We start from the raw sequence: 6,766 nt of genomic DNA, 5'->3' as shown, positions 1-6,766 counted from the left end.
GATCAGTGTCTTCACTTGCCATCTCCCTTCCAGGCGATGGTAAGAGTATATCTAGTTTATTGAACGCAAGTTGGTATTAGACGGCCGAAGGCTGCTCAAGCGAAAATCCCGTGGTTGTGCTTTCAAGGGCCTGGGTACTGCCGGACTCCATGATTTCCTCGCGCCGAGCACCTCTTCACGATGACATTGCGCAACGCTGTTGCCGCCGATTTTCCCGCCATCCTCGCCCTCAACGCGGCGTTCGTGGCGGTGCTGAGTCCGCTCGACCACGCGCGGCTGGCGCGACTGCATGCGCAGGCGGCGCTGCACCGGGTGATCGAGCGGGCGGGGCGGGTCGAGGCGTTCCTGCTCGCCTTGCGCGAGGGCGCGGACTACGACAGTCCGAACTACCGCTGGTTCGCACAGCGCTATCCGCGTTTCCTGTACGTGGACCGCATGGTGGTGGCCGGCGACGCGCAAGCACGCGGCGCCGGCAGGGCGCTGTACCGCGAGCTGTACGCGCAGGCGGCGTGCGATGCGGTGCCGCTGCTCGCCTGCGAGTTCGACGTCGAGCCGCCCAACCCCGTGTCCGCGCGCTTCCACGCCAGCTTGGGTTTTCGCGAGGTCGGGCGGCAATCGCTGCACGATGGCCGCAAGGCCGTCTCGCTGCAGGCGCTCGACGTCGCTGGCGACACGCCGCTGGCGGCCATCGCCGCCGGCTGATGGCCGCGCCTGCGCCGACGGCAGGCGCGGGTAACGTGGCGCGGCATGGCCCGTGCTGGCATCGCCGCCGAAGGGGAGTAGCTCCCGATCGCTGTCGCCGTCATGACGAGCCCGTGCTCCACGGGCCCGGGCTCCGGTGCGGCAGCAAGCCGCCCACCGGTTTGCGGGCAAGACCTTCGCCGTTCCTCGGCGATGTATGCGCAAGGTGAAGCCGAACGGGTTCGCGTGGCCGCCGTCGTGCCGCACGGCGGCAGGGTTCGAGTTGACGATGATCAATACTGCCGGCTTGACGAGGAGTACGCTCAAGAGCGGTGCCGCTTCATGCGCACTGGTCGTGCGCGTGAAGCGGGTTGGCCCGGCTTCCGTGAGGGGGCTGAAGCGGGCGTTTTGTGCGTCGAGGAATCAGCCCATGTCAAGCATTGCACGCTGGAATCCCGTCAAGGCGGTGACCGGTTTCGATCCGCTGGTCACCTTCGAGGACATGTTTCGCGGCCTGCGTCCGCGCGCGCCCTGGCGCGAACTGGAGGCGGCGGCGCCGGACATGCGCCTGGACGTCTCCGAGGACGACAAGTCGTTTCTGGTCAAGGCCGAGATGCCCGGCGCCAGCAAGGACGACATCCAGATCTCGATCGATGGCAACCAGGTCGCGATCAGCGCCGAAGTGAAACGCGAGACCACGAAGAAAGGGGATAGCCGGAGGGACCTGTACACCGAGCGCTACTACGGCAGCGTCTATCGCGCCTTCACCCTGCCCAGCGACATCGACGACAGCAAGGCGGACGCTCGTTACGACAACGGCGTACTCACCTTGAGCCTGCCGAAGAAGGCGAACGGCAGCACGCACAAGGTCAAGGTCAGCTGAGCCGGCCGGGCCGTTGCACGGCGCCGCTGCGCGGCCCGGGCAACGGTCGGCATGCCGATGCGTTGCCCGGGGGCGGCGGCACGGCCGCATGCCGCGTGTGGCCGGACAACCCGCCCTGTCGCGGTGACGGCGAGGATCGTCGCGCCAGCGGGTTCGGGCCGTGAGCACGGTCACCGGCAAGACGAAGAACGGCTTCATCCACCAGGGGTGGCCGATAATGTCTTCCTTTTGACCGGCGGACATGATCATGGTCGACCATCGGCAGCCGCTGTGGCTGCTTCCGGGATTCCTGTGTGATGAGGACCTGTGGCGCGACCAGCTGACCGGACTGGCCGACCTCGCCGAGTGCACGGTGGCCGACCTCGGCCACGCCGACAGCATCGCCGCGCTGGCGCGGCAAGTGCTGGCCGCGGCGCCGCCGCGCTTCGCGCTGGCCGGCTTCTCGTTCGGCGGCTACGTGGCGCAGGAGATCGCGCGCCAGGCGCCGCCGCGCATTGCGCGGCTGGCGCTGCTCGATACCTCGTTCCACGCCGATACGCCCGAGCGCATCGCGCAGCGGCTGGCGGCCAACCGCACGGTCAGCCTGCCCGGGAAATTCCGCGGCATGACCGAACAGCTGCTGCCGGGCTTCGTGGCGCCGCCGCGGCTGCACGATGCGGCGCTGGCGCAGCGAATCAACGCGATGACCTTGCGCCAGGGCCGCGAGGTGTTCATCCGCCAGAACGCGATGCGGCGGGAGGACGGCGAGGCGGTGTTGCGCAGCCTGACGTGTCCGGTCATGGTGCTGTGCGGCCGGCTGGACGTGCTCACGCCGCCCGCGCTGCATGAGGCGATGGCGGCGCTGATGCCGCAGGCGCGGCTGGTGGTGGTGGAGGACAGCGGCCACATGAGTCCGATGGAGCAACCCGCGACGGTGACCCGGGCGATGCGCGACTGGCTGACGGCGTAAGCTGTCGGCGCCGGTGACGCTGCCGGTTGGGCGGCGCGGACCTCCAGAACCTCCACCAGGGAGCACGACGATGACCGGCTTGCGCGTTCGAACGCTGTCCGACAAGGCCTTCGCCGTCGGCCTCGCGCTGAAGGGGCTCGACGGTATCGCCGAGGTCGTGGGTGGGCTGTGGCTGCTGCTGATCGGTCCGCTGCGGCTGCAGGCCTGGATCGGCGCGCTGGTTGCGCCGGAGTTGAACCAGGACCCCACTGACTTCATCGCGACGCACGTGCTGCACTGGGCCGCGCAGTTCGACCAGGGCTCGGTGCTGTTCGCGGCGGCCTACCTGCTGTCCCACGGTGTGGCGAAACTGGTGGTGATCGTGGAGATCCTGCGCGGCAGGCTGTGGGCTTACCCGGGCCTGATCTGGCTGACCGGGGCGTTTGCCGCGTACCAGATCTACCACATGGCGGTGGCCGGTCCCTCGTTCGGGTTCGTGGCGCTGACCCTGTTCGACCTGCTGATCATCGCGCTCACCGTGGTGGAGTACCGCCGGCTGCGGCATGCCGTCGGCAAGTCGCACGCGGCGGGCTGACCGGCGCGCTTCGCCGTCGGGGCTGTCCGGCTGTCCGGGCGTGCGGCGGCGGCTGTCCGCGGACAGCCCGCCGACACCGGGCGCGAGTGTGTCCAAGTCAGGCGGCGCAAGGCTTTGCGCGCTTCATGGTGGGTTGGCACGGTGATTGCTCCCTCCGCATCACAGGGAACATTCATCCACGCGGAGACACATCATGAAATTCGAATCCCACATCCTGGCCGGCCTGTTCGTCGTCTGCTTCGCCGTCTGCGCGCTGGTCATGGGCGCCATGCTGACGGCCACCCCGGCTGCGGTGCAGCTGGCTGGCGCGGCTCATGCAGCGGTGGTGGTTCCGGTCGCCTTGGCCGGCTGAAGGGGTGGACGCGCCGGCACGCCGTCCTGTGCAGGCGGTGGCGAGGGCAAATCGCCGCACACCATGCCTTTAGTCATGCATGAAAGCGGCGAGTGTTGGGTAGGATCAGGGGTTTAGCCCACGACGAGATCCGTACCGATGAAGCATCCCATCGCGCTGGCCCTGGCCATTGCCCTGTCCGGCTCCATGGCCGCCTGCACCGACGCCGGCAGCGACAAGAGCGAGTCCGCCGCGTCGCCGGCGCAGACCGATACGCTGGCCGTCGATGCCGACGATCCGCTGTTCCGCGAGAGCCCGCTGCCGCTGCACTACCCGCCGTTCGACAAGATCAGGGACAGCGACTTCGCCCCCGCCTTCGACCGCGGCATGGCCGAGCAGCTCAAGGAAGTGCAGGCGATCGCCGGCAACGCCGAGGTGCCCACGTTCGACAACACCATCGTCGCGCTGGAGAAATCCGGGCGGACCCTCACTCGCACCTCGACCGTGTTCTTCAGCCTGGTCGGGGTGGACATCAACGATGCGCGCAAGGCGCTGCAGGCCCAGTACGCACCGAAGCTGGCGGCGCACCGCGACGCGATTTCGTTGAACCCGCAGCTGTTCGCGCGCATCCAGCAGCTGTACGACACGCGCGACAGCCTGGGCCTGGATGCCGAGGGCGTGCGCCTGATCGAGCGCTACCACACCAACTTCGTGCGCGCCGGCGCCAACCTGTCCGACGCCGACAAGACGCACCTGAAGGAGATCAACGGCGAGCTGGCGAAGCTGGGCACCGCGTTCAGCCAGAACGTGCTGGCCGAGGTGAACGATTCCGCGGTGGTGGTCGACACCAGGGAAGAGCTGGCCGGCCTCACCGACGAGCAGATCGGCGCCGCCGCGGCCGCCGCGAAGGCGAAGGGCCTGGACGGCAAATACCTGATCGCGCTGCTCAACACCACCGGCCAGCCGCCGGAAGCGCAGCTGCAGAACCGTGCCTTGCGCCAGCGCCTGCACGAGGCGTCGGTCGCGCGCGGCAGCCGCGGCAACCAGTACGACAACACCGCGATCGTGTCGCAGGTGCTGAAGCTGCGCGCCGAGAAGGCGAACATGCTCGGCTATCCCACCTGGGCCGCCTACGTGCTGGCCGACGAGACGGCGAAAACGCCCGAGGCGGTCAACGCCATGCTGACCCGCCTGGCGCCGCCGGCGGTGGCGAACGCGAAGCGCGAGGGCGCGGCGATCCAGGCGATGATCGACAAGGAGCAGGCGGCGAAGGGCGAGCCGACGTTCGCGCTCGAACCATGGGACTGGGCCTACTACACCGAGAAGGTGCGCGCCGCGAAGTACGACTTCGACGAGAGCCAGCTCAAGCCGTACTTCGAGATGAAGAACGTGCTGGAGAACGGCGTGTTCTACGCCGCCGGCCAGCTCTACGGGCTCAGCTTCAAGCAGCGCACCGACCTGCCGGTCTACAACCCCGACGTGCTGGTCTACGACGTGTACAACGCCGACGGCAGCCAGCTGGCGATCTTCCTGGTCGACATGTACGCGCGGCCGTCCAAGCGCGGCGGCGCGTGGATGAACGCCTACGTGCAGCAGTCCGGCCTCACCGGCAACCTGCCGGTGGTGGCCAACCACCTCAACATCACCAAACCGGCCAGCGGCCCGACCCTGCTGACCTGGGACGAGGTGACCACGATGTTCCACGAGTTCGGCCATGCGCTGCACGGCATGTTCTCGAACGTGCAGTACCCGTACTTCAGCGGCACCAGCGTGCCGCGCGACTTCGTGGAGTTCCCGTCGCAGGTCAACGAGATGTGGTCCGACTGGCCGAGCGTGCTGGCCAACTACGCGAAGCACTACCAGACCGGCGCGCCGATGCCGAAGGCGCTGCTGGACAAGGTGCTGGCCACCTCGAAGTTCAACCAGGGCTTCGCCACCACCGAGTACCTCGGCTCGGCGATGCTCGACCAGAGCTGGCACCAGCTCGGCGCGGACAGGATCCCCGAAGCGAACGGCGTGATGGCGTTCGAGGCCGCCGCGCTGAAGGCCAACGGCACCGACTACGCGCCGGTGCCGCCGCGCTACCGCACGCCGTACTTCAGCCACATCATGGGCGGCTACGCGGCCGGCTACTACGCCTACATCTGGTCGGAGGTACTGGACGCGAACACGGTGGACTGGATCAAGGCCAACGGCGGCCTCACCCGCGCCAACGGCGACCGCTTCCGCGCGACGCTGCTGTCGCGCGGCGGCAGCAAGGACGCGCTGCAGCTGTTCCGCGACTTCACCGGGCAGGAGCCGAAGATCGAGCCGCTGCTGAAGCGGCGCGGGCTGGATGGTGCGCTCGACTGAGCCGGTAGCGCCTGCTGGGAACGAAACCGCCTGGAGCGACCCGGGCGGTTTTTTTTGCGTGATGCCAGGCACAGGAGCAGGTGCCGATTCCCGTAGACTCCATCCAGGCGCAAGCATCAGCGCCGGTTGCCCGCCGCCAGGTCTTCGCCGGAAACGCACGATGCCCTTCACCCCGCTGCTTCGTCGTTTGCGTGCCTTGCCGTGCTGGCGCTGGCTGCTGCTGGGCGCGTGCTTCGTTGCCGGCGCCGCCACGGGAGCGGTCTCGCCGTCGCAGCTGCAGGGCACGTGGGAAGTGGTACAAGTCGCCGTGGACCGGCGGGACCAGCCGCGCTGGGCCTGGTTCCCCGATGACCCGCGGCTGCTCGGCCGCCGCCTGGAGATCGGCGCGGCGGGCATCGCGCTCGACGACGACTCGCGCGCCTGCATGCAGCCGGCGCTGTCGGACCTCGCGCCGGGCAGGTTGCAGGATTTCATCGGCCAGCGTTTCCCGCGCCCTGCACGCTTCGACACGCCCACCGCACCGACCCTGCACGACTTTGGCCTCGACCTGCCGGATGCGGTGGTCACGCCGGTGCAGATCCGCTGCACGCCCGACAACTCGCCGTGGAACGGCGCCTGGCTGGTGCGGCTGCCGTCCGGGCAACTGCTGACCAACTACGACAACGGCGGCTACGTGCTGCTGCTGCAGCGGCGCGAACCGGGTGCGCCGATCCGCGCCTCGTTCGCCTGCAGCAAGGCGCACTCTACCGTCGAACGGACGATCTGCACCTCGCCCACGCTCGCCGGCTACGACCGCAGCATCGCCGCAGCCTGGCGCCGCGCGCTGAACCTGGCCGGCGACGATGCCGGCGCGGTAAAACAGGTGCAAATCGAATGGCTCAGGAGCCGCGACGCCTGCGGCGCGAATGCCGATTGCCTCGGCCGGGCCATGCGCGAGCGCGTCGAGCAGTTGATGCAGCAGTAGGTTGCGACAAGGGGCAGCACGTTCTGTCGTGT

7 protein-coding genes are annotated in these 6,766 nt (G+C 68.5%); all 7 read left to right on the top strand.

Going from position 1 to position 6,766, the window contains the following annotated elements; genetic code table 11:
- Window positions 1-180: 180 nt before the first annotated feature.
- The 7 genes from AC3WTD_RS14180 to AC3WTD_RS14150 all read left to right on the top strand — a co-directional run bounded on the left by AC3WTD_RS14180 (window position 181) and on the right by AC3WTD_RS14150 (window position 6,734).
- A complete protein-coding gene (locus AC3WTD_RS14180; RefSeq protein WP_492614162.1) occupies window positions 181-702 on the top strand; it encodes a GNAT family N-acetyltransferase in 522 nt (173 codons plus the stop codon).
- A 409-nt stretch (window positions 703-1,111) separates the two neighbouring features.
- Window positions 1,112-1,564, top strand: coding sequence for an Hsp20/alpha crystallin family protein (locus tag AC3WTD_RS14175; RefSeq protein WP_492614161.1), 453 nt, complete (start codon window positions 1,112-1,114; stop codon window positions 1,562-1,564).
- 241 nt (window positions 1,565-1,805) lie between these two features.
- Window positions 1,806-2,513, top strand: a complete 708-nt coding sequence (locus tag AC3WTD_RS14170; protein WP_492614160.1) for an alpha/beta fold hydrolase — start codon at window positions 1,806-1,808, stop codon at window positions 2,511-2,513.
- A 70-nt stretch (window positions 2,514-2,583) separates the two neighbouring features.
- Complete coding sequence (locus tag AC3WTD_RS14165; RefSeq protein WP_492614159.1) at window positions 2,584-3,087, top strand: DUF2127 domain-containing protein; 504 nt, start codon at window positions 2,584-2,586, stop codon at window positions 3,085-3,087.
- A 193-nt stretch (window positions 3,088-3,280) separates the two neighbouring features.
- Window positions 3,281-3,439, top strand: a complete 159-nt coding sequence (locus AC3WTD_RS14160; protein ID WP_185754677.1) for a hypothetical protein — start codon at window positions 3,281-3,283, stop codon at window positions 3,437-3,439.
- A 138-nt stretch (window positions 3,440-3,577) separates the two neighbouring features.
- On the top strand, window positions 3,578-5,770 hold the full coding sequence (locus tag AC3WTD_RS14155; RefSeq protein ID WP_492614158.1) for a M3 family metallopeptidase: 2,193 nt from the start codon (window positions 3,578-3,580) through the stop codon (window positions 5,768-5,770).
- 160 nt (window positions 5,771-5,930) lie between these two features.
- The gene (locus AC3WTD_RS14150; protein WP_492614157.1) at window positions 5,931-6,734 is read left to right on the top strand and encodes a lysozyme inhibitor LprI family protein; all 804 of its coding nucleotides are present in this window, start codon (window positions 5,931-5,933) and stop codon (window positions 6,732-6,734) included.
- Window positions 6,735-6,766: the final 32 nt, after the last annotated feature.

It is taken from the genome of Rhodanobacter sp. FW106-PBR-R2A-1-15 (assembly GCF_058789735.1).
Note: the sequence above shows the minus strand (reverse complement) of the source record. Positions and strands in the feature narration are given on the sequence as shown.

What these genes read in the sequence shown, in the direction of transcription:
- AC3WTD_RS14180 (WP_492614162.1), top strand. Translation starts at nt 181, where the DNA reads ATGACATTGCGCAACGCTGTTGCCGCCGATTTTCCCGCCATCCTCGCC.
- AC3WTD_RS14155 (WP_492614158.1), top strand. Translation starts at nt 3,578, where the DNA reads ATGAAGCATCCCATCGCGCTGGCCCTGGCCATTGCCCTGTCCGGCTCC.
- AC3WTD_RS14175 (WP_492614161.1), top strand. Translation starts at nt 1,112, where the DNA reads ATGTCAAGCATTGCACGCTGGAATCCCGTCAAGGCGGTGACCGGTTTC.
- AC3WTD_RS14170 (WP_492614160.1), top strand. Translation starts at nt 1,806, where the DNA reads ATGATCATGGTCGACCATCGGCAGCCGCTGTGGCTGCTTCCGGGATTC.
- AC3WTD_RS14160 (WP_185754677.1), top strand. Translation starts at nt 3,281, where the DNA reads ATGAAATTCGAATCCCACATCCTGGCCGGCCTGTTCGTCGTCTGCTTC.
- AC3WTD_RS14165 (WP_492614159.1), top strand. Translation starts at nt 2,584, where the DNA reads ATGACCGGCTTGCGCGTTCGAACGCTGTCCGACAAGGCCTTCGCCGTC.
- AC3WTD_RS14150 (WP_492614157.1), top strand. Translation starts at nt 5,931, where the DNA reads ATGCCCTTCACCCCGCTGCTTCGTCGTTTGCGTGCCTTGCCGTGCTGG.